Here is a 24,840-nt window from a genome sequence, read left to right on the forward strand (position 1 = left end):
GGTCAATATACTTCCGGAGTTATTTAGCCATCGGTATGCTCTCATTCTTTTCACTTTATTACATCCAAATATACATCTTCGAGATCAAATTATTTTTGCAACGCAAACATAGGAGTTATCGGGATGAGTTGTCAGGTGTGAGATTACATAAGGGAGGTGTTACATAAACAATATGAAAATGGATGAAATCAATTAGCCAACAATCAGGGGCTGTACTTGTTCTAATTTTAAACCCGTGTATGAGCAAAATTCTTCAATACTTATGAATTGATGTTCTTCTTTATTCAGCTGTTTTTTTATCTCAATCAGAAGTAATCGTGCATAACGATAGCTTTTACCTGTCACTCTCTGAACGTCTTTAGGGTAGATACACACTCTCTTTTGTTCTATTTTCATATATGTAAAATTTATTTGTTGGCGGTCATATATGGTATGCTTCGCCAGTTTGCAAGCTCGGGTCGCCTTTTTATTTATTGGTGTTTATCTCACAATATTTTATTTTCATCGGTGTTCGATGATTATTCAATTGCTTACGCAAACTTGTTGTTAATGGCGATTTCATCTGTCTCTATTTTATGTTTTTTATCGGTCATATCTGCTTGCTTGGCTCTTCTCCCCGATTACCATCGGGACTCGGGTCGTTTTTTGCTTAGGTGTGTTGTTTTTCATAAAAATTAAAATGGTTTCCTGAAGTTTTAGTATCGCAGGATACCAACTGTTTTTGCTTTTGAAATGGGAGTAAATCTATGTACTCTAAAATCCTTTTGCAACAGTATTATAGTGGGTTTTCAGGATTTCAACTATGGATTTTCACGAAATCCGCAGTAGCTTTCCTGTTAATAAATTGTTATTTATCAATAGATTAGCTTATTTTTGAAGTTGGTTTAGCTGAAAGTATTCAGTACGTAGCTCTTGCAATAACAGGATTGTTTCCAGACAAATAACAATCCCCGAATTTAATTGATGCGCCTATGAAACAGCTTTTTAGATTAGTGCTACTGGTACCCTTCTGGCTACAGTCGCAAAACACCTCGTTCCAAATTCCGGATTCGATCCAGCACAAAGATTTTCGTTATTTGGAAGACCGGATTTATCAGTTTAGAAATGACAGTGCCAGAGCTGCCTTATACTTGTTTAGTTATGTCAAAAAAGCAAAACGGGAACGTAACTGGCGGGAACTTCAAAATGGCTACCAAAGCCTATTGCACCAGTCTCCCCCAGCCCTGCGTTTAGTCTATGCCGACAGTATGGTTTATGCAGCAAAGAAGACAAGTGACGATGCCGCTATAGGGGCTGCTTTCCTGACTAAAGGAATCGTTTTTTATGCCCAGAAAAAATATAAAGAGGCATTAGACGACTATCTTATTGCGAACGAGTACATCGCCAGAACAAACGATTACTACCTCATCTATAAAGTAAAATACAACATGGCACTGCTAAAAAGCTATTCGGGGTTTTACGAAGAAGCTATTTCTTTGTTGCGAGAATGCGTCAGTTATTATAAAAAGAAGCATGACGGAGCCTACCTTAATTCCTTGCATTCATTGGGACTTTCCTATAATAAGGTGGGTAATTACGGGCTGTGCTCCCAAACCAATGCCGAAGGAATCAGAGAAAGCGAAAAGCGAGCCGTTCCCGAAATGACTAGCTATTTTAAACATTCGGAAGGAGTCAATCAGTATTTCCTAAAAAATTACCAGCAGTCGATTGATTATCTGAAAAATACAGTCGCTGTCTTAGAAAATAACGACGATTTTGCCAATGAGGCAGTAGGGAACTTTTACATTGGCAAAAGTTATTGGGCTCTTAAAAAGCATGAAACGGCCATCCCTTATTTTACTAAGGTGGATCAGATTCTTAACAGCAGGCAATTTACTAGAAGGGACTTATTAGAAAGCTATCAACTATTGATTCATTATTATAAAGCAAAAGACAATGCCAAGCTACATTTGTATTATATAGATCAGCTCTTCAAAGCAGATCGTTTACTGCATGAAACCAATCTCTATCTCGTCTCTAAAGTAAACAAGGAGTATGATAATAAAACCCACATCATTGAAAAACAAAAATTAGAACACTTAATCGATAAAGGAAAATACAATGATATCATCTTTATTGCTATTGTAACCCTATTATTCATGATTCTGCTTTTCTTGGGCTACCGGGATTTTAAAAACAAAAGTATGTATAAAAAGAAATTCGAAGCTCTTATGGATAAAAACGGTGAAGCTAAAAAAGAAACCACTAAAATACCACATAGTGGTATTGCCGACATTAATCCCACAGTAGCAGCTGAACTAATCAAACAACTCGAAAAATGGGAAAAGGACAAGAAATTCCTGGACCAGGACATTAGTCTGGTGAAACTGGCTGCCAGTTTTAACTCTAATACGAAATACCTCTCTTTGATTGTGTACCATTACCGTCATAAAAAATTTGTGACTTATGTCAATGAGCTGAAAATAGATTATCTGATTCAGGCTCTCGAGGAAAATAAGCAGTTACGACAGTATAATCAGAAAGCGTTGGCCGAAGAAATAGGCTTTAGCTCTATCCAGCGTTTTGCCCACGCTTTTCGTGCCAGAACTGAAATGCCTGCCTCCTATTTTATGGCACAACTCCGAAAAGAAGAGACGACAAGCGGCTTGCAAACAAAAACTGCTTTGTAATCTTCTTCTTTAGCACAATATTACTTTTCTTGATTGATGTTGTTTGAGGGTATAGGTAAGATGGTTGCCAGCCTGGGATTGATAGGGTAGAATTTTATTTCGTGCAGCAGCGTGGTGGATTGTGAAATTTATAATTTCTACTCATAATTATTAGTTTTTAGTTTTTACACAAATTTTGCACTTTAATCACGAACCACACGAAAGGATTAGCTTCGCTGAATTTCATTTCGTGCGGTAGCGGGGGGGGTATTGCCTACAAATACCAGTTTCTTTTTCATGGTTGATTTAGTTTAATTTTCGTTCTGGTAACAAACCGATAATAATGAGACAGGACCACGTAAAAATCCATAGAACAACTATTTTGCACCATTAACAACAGTGTTGTACCACAAACCAGACACTTCGCTATCACTATCGATTTTTACTTTTTTCAAGAATACCCATTTAGCATTCACTTTTTTATAAACCGTAAAAAAACAAGGCAATTTTGGTGCTTTAGTATTTTGGCTATTATAATCCTCCACATGCATTAAATCGTTTTTTGACACAAAAAAACCATAGATGTCATACTTCTTTTGCTCTGCTAAATCCAATGAAATCTGCCTTACTGTTTTAAACGTATCTTTACTTGATTTAATGATCAATTCCCATTGTTTTCTATTCTTAGGATAACAAACAATCCTGCATTGACCAACAGAATCATCGTTGTATGACATAATAGGCAAATTGAAAATACTTCTTCGGCGGTTTTGCGAGTACAACCCATTTGATAATTCTCCTATCCAACAAACTAAATCTTTCTGATTCTTAAAAAAATCTACTTTTGAATCGGTTGTATTTGAAGATAAAGACTCCAAATCAGATGTCTGACTATATGTTGTTCCAATAACCAAAAAGATTATCAAAAGAATCCGTAGCAATGCTTTTTTCATAGATTTATGTGTAAGTATTAATCGTAAAGTTGTTCTTATAACTAGATAACAGAGCTGAAAAACTATTAAACTATTGTTATTACTTAAATTTCAACATCCCCCATGTTTTTTCTATTTCTTTTTTTACTATATCCTCTTGACCATATTTGTAAAAAAACAGTATTTCAACTCTACCAACATTATCTTTATAAACTATTAATTTTTTACATCTTGGATAAATTCCTAGATATAAGTTTTTTCTAACTTTTAAATTATAAACATATCCTCTATTTGCATTCATTTTTTTTATGAGAGACACACTTAGTAAATTTTTATTTGAGAAACGATTATCCATTTCTGCAGCTATAGCTTCTTTCGAACGACGATTCAAATCTCTAGTAGCAATTAAATATTTTTGTGCCCTAGTTTTACCTTCAGGATAATGAATAACAGCTACACTAAACATAATCTGATTGTCTTTATTTATCATAGAAATATTACTTTGACTCTGCCGATTGTTTGGATATATTTCAAAATAAGAAGAAACAGCTCTAACATAGAAATAATTATCTGGTCGATGATAATTAATTATTTTAGCTTCTTTGACAAATAATTGATCATATTCATCCAAATAGCTTTGCGAGTGCATATTAAAAACAATAAAGAAAATAAAAACAAACAACAGTTTCCATTTTCTTTCTTTTTGCGTATTCAAGTTAAATTTCATTATTGCAACTTTAAATTAGTAATAAGAATTTTAAAAAATAATATTTACTTCCTCCATAAATAGTTGTAGAGTCATCTTGATTTAGATACGAACCTGATGGTACATTGTTAAAATTTATTTAGTTAACTTTATCAGGTATCGCTCTAATAACTGGTGGATTAATAAATTTAATTGGAATCGTTTTTTTATCACTTTTAATTGTATCAATTATCACAACATCAATAGTTGATATATTACTTAATTTTGGATTATCTGACACATCTAAATAATTAAGCTTCCTACCAGGCATAAAAAAAGTAATATTTTCTAACTTATTATATGAAAGAAAAATTTCTTTAATTTCTGTTTTATACAAAAAAAAAGAAATTTCATTAATTTCATTATTTGAAAGGTTAACCTTTTTTATATATTTAGAAATATTATTCTTTACTTCAAATCCAAATCTTTCAACCAAGCTACCACTGCAAAGCTTATAAAATACAAGCCCTCTGGATTGTGAAATTTATAATTTCTACTCATAATTATTAGTTTTTAGTTTTTACACAAATTTTGCACTTTAATCACGAACCACACGAAAGGATTAGCTTCGCTGAATTTCATTTCGTGCGGTAGCGGGGGATTATTTCAAACTATCTTTTGGAATTCCAAATGACTTAAAATCCATATAATTAGGATTAACACGTCGAACTATTTCCCAATAAATATAATACGGTTTAGAAGGTTCTATTTTCACTCTACCCCATTCACTTTTTACTTCTTTCCATATATTGTTTTCTTTTTTATATTCAAAAAGATATTGTATTCCTGCTTTAAAATAAATTATAGTTACGACGGCTCTATTATCATTCAATTTAATTCTAACTGCATGAAATCTATTATTTTCAGTCTTTAACAATTCATTTGCGGATAAGAAATTAACCCCCAATAAATCGTAATTAACCGTTTTCCCATTTATTTCATTAAAAACATTTCTATGAAGATTCAATGAAAACAGACTCATCTTTTTAGAAGATAATGATTTAGACAGCAAAACTTCTATATCATCAACTGTATTAAAGTTTAAATTTAAAGCTGTTGGATATGAAATCAAACCTAAACATACTAATGCTATTATTACAATTATTCTTTTTTTCATAATCTTCTCTACAATTTTACAAGAGCAACATTACCCATATTAACTACAAATCCATAAGTTGCTATTTCCCAATTATTTCCCCGCCGCTACCGCACGAATCCTTTCGTGTGGTTCATTATCGTCAAACATCATACATTCTAAAAACTACTACATCGTCAATTAATCCTTTTTGCCCCGAATAATCTATGGCACTACTATATACATAATCTTCTGCTTTATAAACTAAACCTTCTTCCACAGGATTATTATGTACATAATCTATCTTTTGTTGAATAACCTTATTACTCCATAGCTCAATTGATTTGTTATCGTGTCTCCAAAACTGATGATGCTTTACATTGGAACTCTTTTCTGCTTCTTTTTTAAAAAAATCCAACAAGAACTCTTTTCTACTTTGCTTCGCCAGTTCGCCTTTCAGGCTCGGGTCTCTTGGATTTTCTTGAATGCTTTTTACAATTGATTGACTAGTAAACCTTTTTAAATCACCAATCAATAATTCCGGTTTTTGATCATTTATACTCCTAAAAACCAGATGTACGTGATTACTCATAATACACCAAGCATGAATTTCTAAACCTTTGCTTTTTTGACAAAAAATTAAACTCTCTAAAAACAAATCTTTATATTCATTCCTCGTAAATACATCCAACCAAGCTACCACTGCAAAGCTTATAAAATACAATCCCTCTGGATTATGAAATTTATAATTTCTACTCATAATTATTAGTTTTTAGTTTTTACACAAATTTTGCACTTTAATCACGAACCACACGAAAGGATTAGCTTCGCTGAATTTCATTTCGTGCGGTAGCGGGGGATTATTGGACTATATTGAATACATAATGGGTATTAAACCTGAATTTTATATATTATTTCCTGTATAGACTTATTTAACCTTGTCAACTCATCATTGGTTAAAAAAATCCATTAATTTTGTATAAATCAAACAAATTAAAGCGAAGATTAAACCTGTTAAAATAAAATAATACTTAATAGTACTTGCTTTGCTATACGCATCTTGATTCAAATAGTCTCTCAAAAACAGCTTTTTTCTTAAAGATAAGTATAAAGCATAAATTAAGATTATTAATACAATAACAAAAAATATAATCCATCCCATATTTCTATCCATAGTTAGTTTTTTACTCCTTTATGTATTCTATCCCGTTTTGACTTAACTCAAAAATAATTTTTTCTCCAGTAGTTGTTGTAAATTTTCCAAACACTATAGAGTTAGCTTCAAGTCCTACAGTAATTGCCCATGCCGCATAATCAAAACTCTGTATAGTATTATCTCTTAAGTCAATAAAGAAATCTATTCCTGTACCAATAAGCGATATAGTTCCTCCAAAAGTCATCAATGGTACTCCGACTTCAGCTCCAATTCCCGTAGCATTTAGAACTATACCAAAATCATTTACAGAATCGCCCATGCCATGAAAAACATTAGCAACAGTTTCTAAAGTCCAATTACGATAAGGATTGTCATCACTACTATCTACTAAAGAAAGCATGCTGTTTACGAATGAATCAACAGGACTATCCCCACCGTTGCTAGTTGAACCACTTCCACCATTATAAAAATCTGAATACCCAATACTGTCTAAGAAAAAAGATCCTGATCCACCCGTAGTAGTGTTTGTCCAACTCCAAGAAGAATAACCACTAGATGAATAAGCCGGAGTCTTATCTAACACTATCACTTCATTTAATCCCTCTCCAAAAAATGAAAATGAATCACCACTACTACTCATAATGTATGAGCCGGCTGGTATACTACTTAAGTTTCCACTATTTACAGCATCAACAAATTGTTGCCAAGTGTACCCGCCACTTCCCCCGACGAATCGAAGCTGTTCCTCTTTACAGATCACTTCCATTTCCTGCTCCAGCAGGTCGAATGCTAATTTTGTTTTTCGTAAATTTATTTTTTTTATATTACACAGTCAAACTCAAAATCCCCACAAAACTTAAATCTCAATTAATCAATTTTTAATACTTTTCAATCGGGACACCTGCTCTTGTTGGCAGGCAAGGCTTACAAAACTTCACTATCCCTTATTGGATCGAAAGGAATTTTTATATATGCAATCGGAGATTATTTTAAACTATCTTTTGGAATTTCAAATGACTTAAAATCCATATAATTAGGATTAACACGTCTAACAATTTCCAATAGACTAGCCTAATATAATTATTCAATAGCACCTAAAATCAAACCCTATAATTACGACAAATTTTAATACGCGTACAAAATTATAACCAAAATAATTATAAAAAATACTATATATCTTTTTGCAATTTATTTTGCTTAAGAATCTGTAAATACATCAGGAGCTAGACTACGGTTTATAAATATCCTCCAATGTTCAATATGATTAATAAAATTATAAAAAATGGTAAAACAAAAAACAATAACAATACATATCCAACAAAAAATGACTGAAGAATGTCAGGTAATTTTTTAAAATTACCGAGCATTATATCAAGGTCTTTATTCCTATTTTTTATATAATAATGGACTAGAGGACCAAAGCAAATTAAAATAGGACATATAACTACTATGAAAAGGTTGTTAATGTAACGATTAAACAGTTCCATCATAAAAATAGTCAATATGGCCAATGTAACGCGTAATACTCTTGATCCCCAAATTTCACGAGCAAACCGTCCATAAATCCTTTGCTGAACAATAAAACTTGCAACATAAATATGGTCAAAAATACAATACATTCTCATTAATAATATTTGTTAACTAAAATAACTATTTGTTCAGCTAGCAAATCATCCGCTCCTGAAGCATCATAAATAACCGACAACACACTGAAGAATAATCCAAAAAATAACAATACATATCTGGGCGATTTGATTATAGACATAATTAATATTTAATATTTAAAATATAATAAATTAGACAAGGAAATATTTAGCGTAGAATTTAAAAATCCCACATTAACGGTGTTCCATTTACATATAATAAATAAGTCTCTCCCATAATTAACAAATTTTATGAAATTGTATTTTTAAATTTATGTTTTACCAAATCGTTTTTCTAATTTAGTTCTTATTGACAACATTATGTATAAAAAAAATGAAATTATAAATGAAAAGATTAAACCTATAATAAATGAAAAATTCCTTCCAGTATCACTTGCTAATTTCTGCAATGCTATTTTTTGATTTTCATTTATTTCATTTCCTACAAACATTCCGTCCTTATTCAAATCATACTTATTTAAATTCCATTGGTAATAAATATTATAAAACAATGAATTCCCAACAATACATAAGTAAAGTGATAAAAAAGCTAAAATGGCGATAAATAAATTCATATTACTTTTAGCAATAATTTTTTTCTTTTTGTAAATTATAACTATCAAACTTAAAACACAAATTAATGCTGGTAGTAGTAAATATTGAGGCATGGATATTTCGTTCATTTTCTTTTTTCTTTCTTGTTAGCTATTTGTTGTTTTGATTTATGTTTATGGCACTATGTTTTGCATTAATATTTCTTGTTGCCAATTATCGTTAATGTCATATGGGGTTCCTGTAGGATCCCAAGAGCCATTAGTCGCATTCAACAAATCCCACGGATCTTCAAAACGATCATGGAAATTTAAATCAAGATACCCATTAACATTTATCTTACCTTCATTATCAATTGTAAATGTCCCAGAAAACTGCCCTGCGATTGTAGCTGATCCTACCGCAAATAAACCTGCTTCCAATGTGAAATCATAAGAATTGTTAAAATCCCAACTAAATTGAAATGTACCAGGATAATTGCTGCCTTGGGCTACTTGATTATGAACAAAATTTTCAATTTGATTATTTACATTTGTCATCATTTGAAGATAAATATCACTAGAAATCACATCGTCCCTTAGTCCCATGTCAAATAGGCTTACAGGTTCTCCATTTCCATTATTGTAGTGACCAAAAAAATCACTTATTCCCCATTCTGGGGTTGGATCACCACCCCCAGCACTACCACCATTATAAAAATCTGAATACCCAATACTGTCTAAGAAAAAAGATCCTGATCCACCGGTAGTAGAGTTTGTCCAACTCCAGGAAGAATAACCACTAGACGAATAAGCCGGAGTCTTATCTAATACTATCACTTCATTTAATCCCTCTCCAAAAAATGAAAATGAATCACCACTACTACTCATAATGTATGAACCGGCTGGTATACTACTTAGGTTTCCACTATTTACAGCATCAACAAATTGTTGCCAAGTGTACCCGCCACTTCCCCCGACGAATCGAAGCTGTTCCTCTTTGCAGATCACTTCCATTTCCTGCTCCAGCAAGTCGAATGCTAATTTTGTTTTGTTTATCATAAATTTTTAAGATTTGGGTTGTTAATTGTTTGTTGCAAAATGACGATAGATGAAATGCAATAGTTGTTGAAATATTTCTGCTTGGACTAGTCTTAGAGATTTGGTTTCACATTAATGTTCCCATTAATATCAATGGTATCCATAGCAGTATGAGAGAAACAATTACCAAAAAACCTTTACCTATCCTTACTCGTCTAGTTTCATCTTTCCAATAAAAACGCAACTTATTGTATTTTCCGTTATATTTTTGATAATTGTATATCAAAAGAACGAAAGATATTATTAATACTACCCATTGTATAAATGTAAAATTTTTTGTTTCATTACGACTATAGAATAATCTTAAAATAAAAAGTGAAACATCAGACAAAATTAGTGTTTGAATCATAGTTATAGCAACTATTGCTGTAGCCCCTGTTCTTCCATCCCATTTAAAATACGCTTGAGTTATCCTAAAATAGATGTAATCGAAATAAAATCTAAAATTAGTTTCCATCTATCGCGTTTCCAATTGTGCAAATAAAAAATCAAATCAAACCCAATACCCTCGACAAATTTTATTATATAGCAATGAGATAATAAGTGGCGATGCTATAATAGTAATAACAGTAGTAAAACCAATATATTTCGCAAATTGACTATTTAAAAACACATCTTCTTTATAAGTTTTGTATATTTTTTGGTATCTTTTGTTATAATAGAAAACAAAATAAACAATGATACCATAAAAAATAACTGCCAAAATCGGACTTAATATACTAGATTTAGATAATGGTTTATTTAGTGGATCATATAACGGATCCATCAAATCTATTATGGTTGAAATTGACAATCCAATTCCAAAAAAGCAACCCAAAAAAATACCTCCAACTGTTAGGGAAGGGATATCATTTTTATACTCCCCATGTTTATAATAGGCGTTATAAATAATATAGAATAATTTATTTATCATGACTGCTTCTTTTCAAGTTCTCCTTTAATTAGTAACCATCCCCCCGAAACCGCTATTCCTACCGCATTTGATTTCATGAAATTCTCATCCAATGGCCAAGAAAAATTCTATCATGTACTAATGCCAACATGAAAGGAGAAATTATAATTAAAATAACAATGAAAAAACCAATAAATTTAGCTAATTGACTGTTTAGAAAAGCATCTTCTTTATACTTTTCATATATCCTTTGATATCTTTTGTTATGATAGAAAAGAAAATAAACGATGCTTCCATATAAAATTATTTCCAAAAACACAGTTGTTTTACTAAGTTTCATATGATAATACAACGGATCCACCCAACCAATTATGTTTAAAATCGATAATCCGCTACAAAAAAAACAAATTAAAAAAATCCCACCAACCGTTAACGATGGGGTGTCGTCTTTATACTCCCCATTTTTATAATAGGAGTTATAAATAATATAGAATAATTTATTTATCATAACTGTTACTCTTCGAGTTGTCCTTTAATTAATAACCATCCCATCGAAACCGCTAATCCCACCACATTTGATTTTATATAAAAAGAACCTACACTTATGGCAGCGCGATATTTTCCTGATAAGATTGCAGCTTCTAAATTCGAAAGCAAGTCATGTAACTTTATTTGTAATTCGGTCATATTTATGTAGATTTTTCTATGTATATCTGCTAACGTCAGTCTGTGAAAAAACCTCCGTTGTACTACGACCAAATATAATAAAATACTTGTATAAAAAGAAGATTATTCTTATTTTTAAGAAGACAACACATCACCGGAATTTCCCGACAACACATGCGCTTTTCAAGTTTAGAAGACGCAATACCTTCATTGAGTTTTAAAAACATTCACGCAAACAGTCAGGAGAATTTCATTATTCTTACGGTTTTTAAGGGTATTTTAAAGAATATGCATGAAACATTTGCCTAGCGTAGAGACGAACACTTCGTGGAGTCGGAGTGACAAGTTAGCCCCTTGCCCGCCCAGTAATTCCGTATCATCCTATATATTAACAAAGTAGGATTTTAGTAAATGCTAGCAGAATAGATTGTTTCAAATAAATACTACTATATTTACTACATATTTATACTAGCTAACATGGTTGACATCCCTAAGGTTAAAACAGAACTTTTATTAGAAGAGACTAAAACAAGCGGTCATGCACCTTTGAAGTTTATATGCAACGATGGCCATCTATATTACTGCAAATATTTAGTCGATTTTGATCCAAATGAAATTAACTGTCTTGCTTACGAAATAGTTTCCCATTATTTATTGAAAGTTTTAAACATCCCTACTCCGGATATTGCTTTAGTTCAAGTTTCCGAGGGGACTTTGGATAAAAGTAAAATCATAAAAAACAGACGACTTCGTGTAAACCATATTTGCTTTGGCTCTAAAGGGATCGATCCTTCAGAAGAAATTAACGAATTTGAAAGCTGTAGAAGCAAACGAGATTATAATCGAATTTTAAATCCAGCAGATGTTATCAAAATTGCCCTTTTTGATTTATGGATTAATAATGTGGATAGAGGACGATTTATCAACCCCGGATTTAATTACAATCTTTTGGCTGTTCACTTTGGTAATAAACGTAAAATAGTGGCATTTGATCATGCGTTTGTTTTTGGTGGAGCCCAACAAATAGGCCTTTTTAATTCAAAAATGCCCTTCGAAAATCAGGGTAAATTCCATCAATCGGATTTTTACAAGAGTTTTATCCGCTTTATGGATGAAGAAGAATTAATTGAAATTGTTGATAATTTCATACCTTTGTTGAAAATTTCGCATAACGAGCTTATTGATACTGTTATTTTTCAATTAACTGATATATGGAAATTAACGCCTAATTTAGCGGACCGAATACGAGAATATTTGCTCTGTGAAGAACGAATTGAAAAAGTAAGATTGGTTATATTGAACAGTAAATCCATTTTTTAAAATGAAAACATTTTTTAGCATTGTCAGCATTCAAACCAACCCTATTTCTTCGGAAAAAGTGGTTATGGGCGTATTGGCTATTACTGGAAATGAGATTTATTTTGATTATTCTAAAAGCAAATTGGGATTACTGGATAAATTGGCTCCTACCAAAATTGGGATTGGGAGCATGGCTAAAAATGCTTTGCAGCAAATCAAGCAAAAAGTGACTGAGACTAATAAAGTGTTGATCAAAGACCAACAGGAATTAGTATTTGAAAAATCGATTTTCTCTAAAGATTATATTTCTTATTTGAATAAATACAATAATGGCATTTTGCATTTTTCGGAACCTGCTTCTTTACCTTTTGATTTTACTGGCGAAAAATTCATGCAGTATTATTACAATTTTGTAGGTGAAGTTGTAGTCCTTGAAACTAAAAAAGAAGTTGTAACTTTTGCTAAAAAAATAAAACCTGCTTTTGAAAAAGTAGGTCTTGAGGAAAAAGCTGATTTAAAATTCACTTTTGACCCTTTAACTTTCAATGGCATCCTAAAAGAAACGCACATACCCCTGATTACTAAGAATGGAGCTATTAATACCATTCAAATCGTTGATTTTAGTTTAGGAGAGCAAACGGTGGTGCATCATTTGTATGAAACAAAAATTATAAAAGAAGCCTTGAATGTCTTTGCCCAAAAGGCCAATACTGAAGTAACAAAAATTAAAATAGTTTTTGAAGAACCAATTCAAGGTACATTACAATACGATTTGTTTGATTTGAGTGTTCAAAACTACAAAGAGGATTTTGATTTCATTACACCAGACCTATTAGAAAAAGAAACGGAAGTGATTTGTAACTCCAATAATATCAAATTCTCTGAATTCCTTTTGACATTATAATCTTAAAAAGGTCTTTTCAGTCCTTTCTTTTTTACAATATATTTTTCTATTTTGTTCTCTAAAATATTTAACCGTACTTTATTCATAGTCACGGAATGCAATTCTGCGCTATCAGGTTAAAAATCAGCGCTATCGGCTAGCTGACCTAGATTTCCGAGCCATCGGGGGAGATTAGTACCTTTTTCATTGGCAGTTATGGAATGTAATGCTGTATAATCGGGATTACTTATCTTAATTAATTTTGTTTATCGGCACGAGCAAGATGCTCGCGCTAGCAGGGGTTTTATTTCGTGCAGCAGCGTGGTGGATTGTGAAATTTATAATTTCTACTCTATTAGTTTTTAGTTTTTACCAAATTTTGCACTTTAATCACGAACCGCACGAAAGGATTAGCTTCGCTGAATTTCATTTCGTGCGGTAGCGGGGGTAGTTGCTGTTATAGGGCGTTTTTCTTTCTTCGGTGGTCATTTTACAATCATTTCAATTAAAGGTTCGTCCACTCTTAACCATCTTAATATTTCTTTTGCTCTTCTTTTGTCAGTTGTTTTCACTTTGTCAAATTCGTCTATTAAGCCACTTACATAAAGTCTTTCATTCACAGTCATTCCGGAAAGTCCTTCAATTTTTTGAATTCAAATATAAGTTTGTTCGTCAATCAGCTTTTTGTAGATGTATTCACAGGCTTCATCTTCAGAATGGAAAGTTCGTATTGAATGCTTTTCTCCACGTTCTTTGAAATAAGTTTAATATTCGATGGTAAACTTCCCTTTCTTTATTGTCAGTGCTAGTTTTTCATTGTCGTCCGTTGAACCATAAAGTCCGTGAAGATTATAATGGTCATCATTAATTCCATCGTTCTTCAATTTTGTATGTAGTTCAAATATTGTCATTTTAATCAAGTGTCACACTGCCAATAATTATATAGTCAAATTCATCATTTTCTTCTTTAACTAAGGCACCACCAACAGTCACAGAATAATATTGTCCAAGGGGTTTAAATGTTTCCTTTTCATATCTTGGTTTAAGTTCCATTAAGTCGCTTGTCATTTTGTTGCCTTTTATCGGCTTAGTTAATTTAACCAACAACTTGTCTCCGCCACGGTCAGATAAAATAGTCCCGAAAAGATTTTCTTCCCAATCCCAAGGTTCACTTACTATTATTCTAACTGTTTGTCCTTTCAAGCTCATTGTCTGTGTGTCGGTTTAAAATGCCCTATAACTTGTATATATGCGCTACAAAGTAGCGCATAGCCACCCAGAAAAGGGAGTATTCACGCTATTTGGTTGCGTTTTGTTATTCTTTCAAATGTATTAAATTATTCTTACAAATCATCAAATGGGCTTTTTATTCACTACAGACCTTTCGTAATACATGAGTTTATATTTCAATAGCCTTACTACCAGTAATTCCTCATTATAGGCCATAAAAAAAGATGCCTAAGCATCTTTTATATTTTTACAAATCCATTAACTTAAAAAACTCTGAAAGTTTCAAATTTCTTGCCTCGCATATTTTTTTTATGGTTTCGAAACTCATATTATAATTTGGATCATTTTTGATACTTCTAACCGTTTTTTCATCAAGGTTGTGTTCAACAGCAAAAGTACTTTGAGATTTAGCTTTGCTAACCCATTCATTCTTGATAAAGTCAACAATAATACGATTTGTACTCTTCATATTAACAAATTAAATCCATAAAGGGTAAAATAATTCGGATTCAAATCCGATATTCGAAATATTTGACTATATTTGCTTATAATAAATTATATTTGCGATTCTTCATATAAAAGCATTGAAGCATTCGCTTTGAATTTCGTCTTAGAAAACTGGTAATTTTAAAAGGAACGAAATGATAAGTACGATGCTCACGTCCCATGGCGTGGGCTCACTTATTGTTCCCGGGTATACCAGTACCTCTAAGGCAGTAAGATGAGTTCCATGCCATTTATTTTATACTATTGGCTCAATACTCCGCTTAAATTCTTAGCACCACTTCATAATATTCATAGTCTCGCAAAGTTTTGATTTTAATATTGCTATGACTTGACGAGGTCGCTTCGTCGAAAAATACCTGACAGTCATTGGCTGTCCTCCTTTTAATTTCAAATCTATGACCAAAATGCAATTACACACCTAAAACAGCCAACGCCTTGCGTTAACCGTGGTTATTATTACTAAGCCACTCATTACCAGTCTAAAAAACCACCTTTTCTAAACTGGTCTGCAATACCTATGCCAACTTTAAACAATGAACTACTCGCTATTAACCATTAACTATAAAAGCCCATGAATAAAATAACAAAGCCCCCCTAAAAAACCAACGCCTTGCGTTAACCGTGGTTTATATCACTAAACCACAAAATCCCAGTCAGGAAAATGCACTTTTCTTAACCGGTCAGGAATCCCTATGCCAACTTCTCGATACAATTTTATAAAAAGGCTATCACTATTTTATAAAATCACTCGAAGTGACGGAGATCAACCCATAACAAATAACTGATAACCCATAACAAAAAAACCGCCTATGATGAAATAAACTAAGTAAAAGCAATGACACTCCTGCACCGCACGGTCCTTTGAGCAAAAGATCTCATTAATTTAATTTGAATTTATTAATGGTGCAGGATGTTTTTTTATAGTGAGATGTGAGTCGTGAGATGTGAGTTGTGAGATGTGAGATGTGAGTCGTGCGTTGTGTTATTCGATCCTTCGATCCTTCGACAAAAGCTCAGGACTGGCTCAGCTCAGCTCAGGATGACGATGAGATGTGAGAATATAGAGTATAGAAGTAAGATAGACGATGGACGAAATACGATGGACGAACAACCATAAACCATCGTGATAACTATCTGGACTGACAACCCACAACCCACAACCCATAACCCATAACTCCTAACCGATAACTAATAACCTACTAAATAACATGAAATATTACAGACAAATACAAGCCTTATTAATACTAGCATTTATAACATTGATATGCCTATGGATTTATGGTCACTAATTTTCTTTTTTGCTTGATCAACCCTTCGACTTCGCTCAGGGTGACGGAAACAAAAAAATATTCATGCTTTGTTATTGTTTTTTGGTATTCATGAATCTTCGATTTCAAGTCTGCGCTCCCTCATCGGTCAAATTAGTTTTCGAATTAGCTTCGCTCTGGTCGCCTGCGGCTCGGGTCTAAAAGAAAAGAACTCGCTTCGCTCAAACAGCTTTTCTTTTTACGTATTCTTCAAACATTTGACACTCGACTGCGGAAGCTAAGGACAATTGAATCTCGGAAACGATAATAATTTGATATCTAATGAGAATTAAGAATGTAGAACCAAAGTTTCATCAAAATACGCTCTCGTAAAAACCGCCCTTCTATTTTTATCCCAGAAAATCGAAGAATGGATTTAAGCCTTGGCCGAAGGGAGTGACCCCCGAGTCGAGTGCGTAGCACGAGCGGCTGGGGTCGCGATAGGGAAATACATCCGAAGATTTTCAGGATAAAAATAGTCAGGCTAGCGTTTTTTGGTTCTTTTTTGGGCGATGCAAAAAAGAACAGAATACCAATTAAAATCCAACTGCTTATAGATAAAAATAAATTAATGTTTAATTCCTAACCACTAACAAAAATCGCCTATGACAGAATAAAAAACCTTACCTCAAGACTTTAAGACATTTGACTTGATGACTTTAAGACTTTAAGACTTATAAAAAAAAGCCCTCTAACCGTCTGGACAACTGAAGAGGACCATCGCAAACAAAACTAACGTTTCATTAAACTAAACCAATATTATGAAAAATTCTTCATTTTACAAAAGGGCTTCCGCTTTATGCTACCTAATCCTTATCGGGATTATCCTAAGCAGCACCCCAGCCTTAGCTAACAAAAAGCTGAGGCCACAGCTGTCTGAACGACAGCAAAACCAAATAAGCGGTACCATAACCGATGGCAGAGCATCCTTGCCGGGCGTCACCATCGCCATAAAAAACCGTGTCAATTATGCCGTCCTATCCGACTTTGATGGCAAATACAGCCTCCTAGCCAAAGCCAATGACACCTTAGTCGTGAGCTATATCGGTTACAAAACAGCTATAATCCCTATAAACTACCGCAAAAACATCCACATCCAGCTACAGGAAGACATCACCTCCTTACAGGAAGTCCGCATCAATGCCGGTTATTATTCCGTCAAAGAAAAGGAACGTACTGGAAGTATTGCCCGCATAACGGCCAAAGACATCGAGACCCAACCTGTAACCAATGTGCTGGCTACTATGCAGGGCAGGATGGCGGGGGTGAATATTACCCAAAGTTCTGGTATTGCAGGAAGTGGTTTCGACATTAAAATACGGGGCCAAAACAGCTTGAGAACCGACGGAAATGAACCGCTCTACATTATTGATGGGGTGCCCTATGCCTCTGATCCTATTGGCGTAGGTTATACCGCGACCGTTATGCCATTACCCACAAGTCCGCTGAATAATTTCAATCCCGGCGACATTGAGAGCATTGAAATTCTAAAGGATGCCGATGCTACCGCCATATACGGCTCAAGGGGTGCGAATGGCGTGGTGCTACTGACTACCAAAAAGGGAAAAGCAGGCAAAACAACTTTCTCTGCCAACTTACAACGCGGAACGGCTCAAGTGACCCGATTTGCCGACTTGATGAAGACCGAACAATATCTTGAAATGCGCAAAGAGGCTTTCGCTAACGATGGAGTTACAAATTATCCTGCCAATGCCTATGATGTGAACGGTACTTGGGATCCCAATCGATATACCGACTGGCAAAAGAAATTGACCGGGGGAACAGCACAAATAACCAATGTGCAAACAGCTATTTCAGGAGGTTCTGGCTTAACACAGTTTCTGATCAGTGGCAATTACGGTAAAGAAACCACCGTATTTCCCGGTGATTTCAACTATCAAAAAGGAAACATTAGAGCCAACCTGAACCATACTTCACAGGACAAACGTTTCAAAACCAACTTTGCTGCCGGATATACGCTTCAAGATAACGACCAACCAGCAAAGAATTATACTGGAGAATCACGAACACTGGCTCCCAATGCACCAGCATTGTATGATGAAGAAGGCAAGCTCAATTGGGAAAATGGCACATTCAATAACCCATTACGCAATTTACAAGGAAAGTTCCTGGCTAAGACCTATGATTTAGTGGCCAACCTAGGTCTTTCCTACCAATTACTGCCAAGTTTGGAAATCAAATCTAACTTTGGCTTCACTGATTTAAAACACCAAGAAAGCAGTTCGCAACCCTCCACCATTTACAACCCTGCTTGGGAAATAGGCCCTGAATATTCCTTAATTTCTATTGGTAATACGACACGTCAATCTTGGATTATCGAACCTCAACTCCATTATAAACAAAATCTAAACGAAGATCTTGCACTCGATGTAGTACTGGGAAGTACGTTTCAGCAACAAACAGCTCGTCAACTGGTGCAACGCGCGAGTGGTTTTACCAGTAACAGTCTCATCAACAACCTTGCAGCAGCCTCGGATGTAACGGTAGACATTGATGATAACTCCGTTTACAAATACCAAGCCTTCTTTGGTCGTGTCAACTTGAATTGGAACAAGAAATACATCCTCAATTTGACCGGCAGACGTGATGGTTCCAGTCGGTTTGGTCCAGGAAAACAGTTTGCTGCTTTTGGAGCCGTTGGCGCGGCATGGCTCTTTAGCGAAGAAAATTTCTTCAAGAATAGCGTATTGAGCTTTGGAAAACTAAGAGCCAGTTATGGTATTACGGGGAGTGACCAAATTGGTAATTACCAGTTCTTAGACACCTATAGCGCTACGGGTGGCAATTACCAAGGGGTGATTGGCTTATTACCTACCCGATTGTTCAATCCCAATTTTGCTTGGGAAACCAACCGCAAATTAGAAGTCGCACTGGAAACGGGCGTACTAAAGGATCGAATATTTTTGACACTAGCTGCTTTCCGAAACCGATCTTCGAATCAATTGGTAGGCATCCCTTTACCCTCCACTACAGGTTTTACTTCCATACAAGCCAACTTGGATGCGACCGTACAGAATACTGGTATAGAAACCACGCTACGAACCCTAAACCTAGAGACCAAAAATTTTACGTGGAGTACGAACTTTAATATTAGCGTGCTTCGGAATGAATTAGTATCCTTCCCGGATTTAGAAGGCTCCACTTATCGCAATCAATTTGTTATTGGATCGCCACTTAACATCCAGAAAATGTTTCATTTGGAAGGAGTTAACCCTCAAACGGGTTTGTATCAATATAAGGATGTGAACGGCGACGGAAAAATTACGGCTGAGGCTGACCAAACAACGATAGTAGACCTTAATCCTAAATTTTATGGAGGCTTGCAGAATCAGATAAAGTATAAAAATTGGCAGTTGGATTTCTTGTTTCAATTTGTGAAGCAACAAAATCTAAACACGGCAGCAGCTGGCTTTCCCGGAATGCTGGGCAACCAAGCCGCAGCACTTTCAGACCACTGGCAAAAACCGGGAGACATCGCTACCTACCAACGTTTTACAACCGGCATGGATGAAGACGCTGTAGAAGCACAAATAAATTACTACAGTAGTGATGGTGTCATTACTGACGCTTCCTTTATTCGTTTAAAAAATATAGCCTTAAGCTACAGTTTACCAAAGGAATGGCTCAAAGGAGCAGGATGTAAAATAGTCGTGGAAGGACAGAACCTATTGACCTTTACCCACTATAAAGGAGCTGATCCTGAATTTTTAATTACCAATTCACTACCTCCTTTAAAAATTATAACGACAGCGATACAATTTAATTTCTAATACTATTGATCATGAAAAATATTATCCAAAAAAGCAAGTCTCACTACTTTGTGACAACTGCTATCCGGTTCTTTTCTATTTGCATTCCGCTATTAATGCTTTCCTGTGATGATTTCGTACAAGTCGCTGTTCCATCTACCCAACTTTCGTCTCCACTGGTTTTTGAAAACAACAGCACAGCCACGGCTGCCTTAGGTGCAATATATGCACAAATAAGAGATAACGGCTTGCTGACCGGAAATCCAAACGGCATGCAGTCAAAATTAGGCGAATACACCGATGAACTGACTTTTTATGGTGCAGGAGGTCAAACAGATGCATCCTTTTACAATAATATTGTGTTGCCTACTAATATGGATGTTAAAAACTGGTGGAACACGACTTATCAGCAACTGTATACTACCAATGCCCTATTGGAAGGTGTTGAAAACTCCAAATCCCTCACAGCATTTCAAAAGGAGCGGCTTAGAGGTGAAGGACTTTTCATCCGAGCCCTATTGCATTTTCATTTGACCAACCTCTATGGTGCCATACCCTATGTAAAAACCACCGATTATATAGCTAACACCAAAATTGGTAAAATGGGAACTACAAAGGTGTATGAGAATGTAGAAGTGGATTTACTGGAATCCGAAGCATTATTGGATGTAGAATACATTAGTTCGGAACGCATACGTCCCAATAAAGCCACGGTGCAAGCACTATTGGCAAGACTGTATTTGTACAGTGGTAGGTGGGGCGAAGCGGCTAATAGTGCTTCAGCAGTGCTTAACAATAGCCTGCTGTATGTAGATGATGGCAACCTAGAAACCGTTTTCCTGAAAGGCAACTTGGGTAACATTTGGCAATTATTGCCTGACACGGATGGACGTAATACCTTAGAAGCTGAAACCCATGTGTTTTTACAAGGACCACCACCAGTTTCAGCCTTAAGTGTGGACTTCGTAAATTCTTTTGAAGCAGGAGACCTCAGAAAAACACACTGGATAAAGGAAGTGACGAATGGAACAGACGTATGGTACCATGCCTATAAATACAAAGCCTACAACAATTCGCAGGGCTCGGTAGAGTATTCTATTGTGTTTCGAACTGCAGAATTGTACTTGATTCGGGCTGAAGCAAGAGCCCAACAGGGAGAACTGATCGCTGCGCAAGAAGACCTCAACAAAATACGAAATAAAGCGGGGCTATCAAACACATCAGCTTCAACTAAGGAACAAATTATCAGCGCCATTGTAAAAGAACGAAAAAGCGAACTATTTACAGAAGGGCATCGTTTTTTTGATTTGAAAAGAAATATGCTGCTCGATGAAATACTAGCCCCTACAAAACCAGGATGGGATACAAATGACCAACTCCTGCCACTACCCGAAACAGAACTGCTGCTCAATCCCAATTTAAAACCACAAAACAATGGCTATTAAAATGAAAAGATATCAATACTACCTACTGTACTCAATAGTAATCCTATCCTGCCTCCACTCCCTCTATGCTCAAATGAAGCAAAAAAGAGAGTTATCGCCCAACGATTATGGTCGTTGGCACCAACTCTTTACAAAGGGCATTTCGCAGCAGGGAAATTGGATAACTTATACCCATCATTATAATTCCAAAGCTGATACGCTTTTTGTAAAAAACACCGCGTCCTTGAAAGCTCATGCTTTTGCAAAAGGATTCAAACCAAACTTTGTGTTAGAGTCCAAATTAATTTACCAACAGCCCGGTAATACCCTTAGTATTTTCGATTTGACAAAAGAAAATAGTGTCTTATTAGAACAGGTATCTGAATATGCGATAGCAAGAAACAATCAGCATCTCGTACTCAAACGGCTGCTAAATGAAACGGCTGCCCTTTTGATTACCGATACTAACGGGAAGCCAGAGCAGGAAATAACTAACCTCTTGGCTTGGAAAATGGATCCGACACAAAGCAAAGTCGCCTGTGTCACGCAAGAAGCAGACCATTTTACAGTGATTCTCATTGCCCTGGATAAAAAATTAAAAAGGACCATCCTTTTTAAGAATGCAACTACACTGGGACAATTAGAATGGAATGCCACGGGAACCACCTTGGCCTTCTTGAGTCCGAGTACTGAAACGATAGAAAAGAATGCTAGAGGAGCGGTATATGCCTACGATACACAAACGCAAAAGTTGGCTACACTTTATCTTTCTGAACATCCAACGCTCGTTCCTATGCATGCTATAGGGGCATCCTACCCTACAGAATTAATAATTTCAGAAGACGGTGAACGGGTATTTTTTGGAATGGAAGAAAAAACGGAGCGAGCGATGCCAGAGCCAGCATCGGTTCAAGTCTGGAATACGTCTGACAAGAGCATTTATCCGGGAAAAATTGACATGAACGACTGGAGGAAACGACCCATTATTTCAGTTTGGTGGCCTGCACATGGAAAAACAATCCCAATTACAGACCAAAATCTCCCTTTTATTCAATTGGATGCAAAAATGAAATACGCCATCACCAGCGACCCACTAGAGTATGAACCCCAATTCAAATACCATGGAGATCGTGATTATTACATTACAAATTTGGAAACAGCAGAAAAAAAGGTACTACTTGAAGCAGCTTCGGGCGAGCCTTCCGACCTCGTATCCTCTCCGGATGGTAAATATCTATTGTACTATAAAAATGATGCTTGGTGGTCGTATGATTTTGCATCAGAGAAGCATAGCTTACTGACTAAAGGAATCAACTTTGTGGAAACCGAAATAAATGATACTAACGCTATTAATGCACTCAACTCAAGAATAGCAGCCTTTACAATGGATGATAAAGAGGTTCTCATTTACGATAGCTATGACATTTGGAAGGTACGAACGGATGGGACTTCGACCGAAAGAATCACTAAAGGTCGTGAAACACAAACCCGATTTAGTCTAGTAGCTCAATCACAATTCAGAGACCGCACCTATGTTTATGATGGATTGCAAGCCGCACAGGTGGATCTCAAGCAACCTTTATATTTTAAAACAATAGAGGAACCAACTCAGAAAAATGGAATTTTCATTTACCATAAAAATCAGGCTACAAAACCATTGGTCATTAAAGATAAATTGATCAACGATATTTCGCTGACAAAAGACCGAAAAAAAATAATGTACAAGGAACAAGATTTTGACGAACCCCCTCAAGTTGTGCTATTCGATCCCATGGCTAAAATGGAAAATGTAGTACATCAAAGCAATCCGCAACACAACGAATACTACTATGGAAAATCCGAATTATTCTCCTTTGATGTTTTAGGTAAGGTCGTAGATGGTGTTTTGCTTTATCCGGCTAATTACAATCCTACAGAAAAATACCCAATGATTGTACACGTATATCAAAAACAAACTATGGATTTACACCAGTATCAAAATCCAACATTATTTGATTCACAAGGGTTTAGCGTAGCTAATTTTACAACACAAGGTTATTTTGTATGTTTACCCAATATGCTTTACGAAATAGGCAATACAGGTGAAGTGGCAACCAAGTGCATTAATGCCGCTGTACAAAGTATTGTAGAAAAGGGGATCATCGATAAAGACCGGATTGGATTGATTGGACATTCGTACGGAGGTTATGAAACCAATTTTATCGTTACTCAGAAAAACCCTTTTAAAACAGCGGTTTCCGGAGCGTCCTATAGCGACTTGGCTGCCGATTTTCTACATGTCGCATGGGATTTTAAAACTGCCGATTACAGAAGGTATGAATACGGGCAAATGCGTATGGGGAAAACACTCTTTGAAGATCCAGCGCGTTACCACCGTAATTCCCCCATCCTATTGGCACAAGGCGTATCTATACCGTTACTTTTATGGACAGGTGCAGAAGATCGTCATGTGGATGTTGACCACAGTTACAAATTCCACATGGCCCTCCGCCGATTGCAGAAAGACAATGTAATGCTCGTTTATCCGAACGAAAGACATGTAATACAAAATCCCAAAAACCAAGTCGACCTAAGCACCAGAATAAGTCAATGGTTTGATTACCATCTAAAAGACGGTGAATACAAACCGTGGATGGCTCTTAACTTTATGGCTGAGCAGTAAAAAAGGTGAAAAATGAAAATGATAATGCAGTTCTCGTAAGAGAACTGCATTATTTTTGAAAGTTAAAAACAACTAATCAATGGGGCTATACAACGTAATTTCACAAGACTTATTTGCGGTTTTACGAAACAATAGTTGTCCTGGTTCATCGTTAACTGTACACACTTCTGTACCTAGTGCATTACATATAGTAGAAGCGATACAAGGATCTGTAGGGTACAAATGATACCATTCCTATTCATCTGGTACAAGGCTAGCTTCCTTAGCTATGGGGTCAGTACTTGCTGCTCCAAAAATGGCAAATGCAACTACTACCAAGTAGGATGCGAAAAAAATTAGATTTCATGATAAAAAAGATAATAATTATATC

21 protein-coding genes are annotated in these 24,840 nt (G+C 35.2%); 6 read left to right on the plus strand and 15 right to left on the minus strand.

The window, feature by feature from the left end; translation table 11 throughout:
• Positions 1-192: 192 nt before the first annotated feature.
• On the minus strand, positions 193-396 hold the full coding sequence (locus BUB25_RS11705) for a hypothetical protein (protein ID WP_072944544.1): 204 nt from the start codon (positions 394-396) through the stop codon (positions 193-195).
• Positions 397-971: 575 nt separating this feature from the next.
• Here BUB25_RS11705 and BUB25_RS11710 point away from each other — a divergent pair.
• Positions 972-2,669: a helix-turn-helix domain-containing protein gene (locus BUB25_RS11710; RefSeq protein WP_072944546.1), complete on the plus strand. Its 1,698-nt coding sequence runs from the start codon at positions 972-974 to the stop codon at positions 2,667-2,669.
• A gap of 356 nt (positions 2,670-3,025) precedes the next feature.
• Here the strand turns inward: BUB25_RS11710 and BUB25_RS11715 are convergent, their stop codons facing one another.
• The 10 genes from BUB25_RS11715 to BUB25_RS16640 all read right to left on the minus strand — a co-directional run bounded on the left by BUB25_RS11715 (position 3,026) and on the right by BUB25_RS16640 (position 11,409).
• A complete protein-coding gene (locus BUB25_RS11715; RefSeq protein WP_072944548.1) occupies positions 3,026-3,601 on the minus strand; it encodes a hypothetical protein in 576 nt (191 codons plus the stop codon).
• Between the two features lie 79 nt (positions 3,602-3,680).
• Positions 3,681-4,307, minus strand: a complete 627-nt coding sequence (locus BUB25_RS11720; RefSeq protein WP_072944550.1) for a hypothetical protein — start codon at positions 4,305-4,307, stop codon at positions 3,681-3,683.
• 118 nt (positions 4,308-4,425) lie between these two features.
• Positions 4,426-4,761, minus strand: coding sequence for a hypothetical protein (locus BUB25_RS11725; protein WP_072944552.1), 336 nt, complete (start codon positions 4,759-4,761; stop codon positions 4,426-4,428).
• Between the two features lie 165 nt (positions 4,762-4,926).
• Entirely contained in the window at positions 4,927-5,442 is a 516-nt protein-coding gene (locus BUB25_RS11730; RefSeq protein ID WP_072944555.1) for a hypothetical protein, read from the minus strand.
• Between the two features lie 121 nt (positions 5,443-5,563).
• Positions 5,564-6,160 carry a transposase gene (locus BUB25_RS11735; RefSeq protein WP_072944557.1) on the minus strand — a complete coding sequence of 199 codons (597 nt, stop codon included), beginning with the start codon at positions 6,158-6,160 and terminating at the stop codon, positions 5,564-5,566.
• Positions 6,161-6,584: 424 nt separating this feature from the next.
• Positions 6,585-7,322 (minus strand): hypothetical protein, encoded by a 738-nt coding sequence (locus BUB25_RS11745; protein WP_072944562.1) that lies wholly within the window; start codon positions 7,320-7,322, stop codon positions 6,585-6,587.
• A 1,149-nt stretch (positions 7,323-8,471) separates the two neighbouring features.
• Complete coding sequence (locus BUB25_RS11755) at positions 8,472-8,882, minus strand: hypothetical protein (protein WP_072944566.1); 411 nt, start codon at positions 8,880-8,882, stop codon at positions 8,472-8,474.
• Between the two features lie 45 nt (positions 8,883-8,927).
• Complete coding sequence (locus BUB25_RS11760; RefSeq protein ID WP_072944567.1) at positions 8,928-9,791, minus strand: hypothetical protein; 864 nt, start codon at positions 9,789-9,791, stop codon at positions 8,928-8,930.
• A 532-nt stretch (positions 9,792-10,323) separates the two neighbouring features.
• Entirely contained in the window at positions 10,324-10,743 is a 420-nt protein-coding gene (locus BUB25_RS11770; protein WP_072944571.1) for a hypothetical protein, read from the minus strand.
• 492 nt (positions 10,744-11,235) lie between these two features.
• On the minus strand, positions 11,236-11,409 hold the full coding sequence (locus BUB25_RS16640) for a hypothetical protein (RefSeq protein ID WP_170066904.1): 174 nt from the start codon (positions 11,407-11,409) through the stop codon (positions 11,236-11,238).
• Positions 11,410-11,865: 456 nt separating this feature from the next.
• Between BUB25_RS16640 and BUB25_RS11780 the strand changes: the two genes are divergently transcribed.
• Positions 11,866-12,708 carry a HipA family kinase gene (locus tag BUB25_RS11780; RefSeq protein WP_072944576.1) on the plus strand — a complete coding sequence of 281 codons (843 nt, stop codon included), beginning with the start codon at positions 11,866-11,868 and terminating at the stop codon, positions 12,706-12,708.
• A 1-nt stretch (position 12,709) separates the two neighbouring features.
• Complete coding sequence (locus BUB25_RS11785) at positions 12,710-13,591, plus strand: hypothetical protein (RefSeq protein WP_072944578.1); 882 nt, start codon at positions 12,710-12,712, stop codon at positions 13,589-13,591.
• 464 nt (positions 13,592-14,055) lie between these two features.
• Here BUB25_RS11785 and BUB25_RS16645 read toward each other — a convergent pair whose 3' ends face one another.
• The 4 genes from BUB25_RS16645 to BUB25_RS11800 all read right to left on the minus strand — a co-directional run bounded on the left by BUB25_RS16645 (position 14,056) and on the right by BUB25_RS11800 (position 15,269).
• Positions 14,056-14,196, minus strand: a complete 141-nt coding sequence (locus tag BUB25_RS16645; RefSeq protein WP_170066905.1) for a hypothetical protein — start codon at positions 14,194-14,196, stop codon at positions 14,056-14,058.
• A 138-nt stretch (positions 14,197-14,334) separates the two neighbouring features.
• Complete coding sequence (locus tag BUB25_RS16700) at positions 14,335-14,481, minus strand: hypothetical protein (protein WP_211297022.1); 147 nt, start codon at positions 14,479-14,481, stop codon at positions 14,335-14,337.
• A gap of 1 nt (position 14,482) precedes the next feature.
• A complete protein-coding gene (locus tag BUB25_RS11795) occupies positions 14,483-14,779 on the minus strand; it encodes a hypothetical protein (RefSeq protein ID WP_072944580.1) in 297 nt (98 codons plus the stop codon).
• A gap of 268 nt (positions 14,780-15,047) precedes the next feature.
• Positions 15,048-15,269: a helix-turn-helix domain-containing protein gene (locus tag BUB25_RS11800; protein ID WP_072944582.1), complete on the minus strand. Its 222-nt coding sequence runs from the start codon at positions 15,267-15,269 to the stop codon at positions 15,048-15,050.
• A gap of 2,106 nt (positions 15,270-17,375) precedes the next feature.
• Here BUB25_RS11800 and BUB25_RS11805 point away from each other — a divergent pair.
• The 3 genes from BUB25_RS11805 to BUB25_RS11815 are packed head-to-tail and all read left to right on the plus strand — an operon-like array spanning position 17,376 to position 24,470.
• Positions 17,376-20,405 carry a SusC/RagA family TonB-linked outer membrane protein gene (locus BUB25_RS11805; RefSeq protein ID WP_072944584.1) on the plus strand — a complete coding sequence of 1,010 codons (3,030 nt, stop codon included), beginning with the start codon at positions 17,376-17,378 and terminating at the stop codon, positions 20,403-20,405.
• An 11-nt stretch (positions 20,406-20,416) separates the two neighbouring features.
• Entirely contained in the window at positions 20,417-21,829 is a 1,413-nt protein-coding gene (locus BUB25_RS11810; protein ID WP_072944587.1) for a RagB/SusD family nutrient uptake outer membrane protein, read from the plus strand.
• Positions 21,819-24,470: an alpha/beta hydrolase family protein gene (locus BUB25_RS11815; protein ID WP_084089572.1), complete on the plus strand. Its 2,652-nt coding sequence runs from the start codon at positions 21,819-21,821 to the stop codon at positions 24,468-24,470. The genes BUB25_RS11810 and BUB25_RS11815 overlap by 11 nt, the downstream gene beginning before the upstream one ends.
• Positions 24,471-24,840 lie beyond the last annotated feature (370 nt).

This window comes from Flavobacterium granuli (assembly GCF_900129705.1).
Classification (GTDB): domain Bacteria; phylum Bacteroidota; class Bacteroidia; order Flavobacteriales; family Flavobacteriaceae; genus Flavobacterium; species Flavobacterium granuli.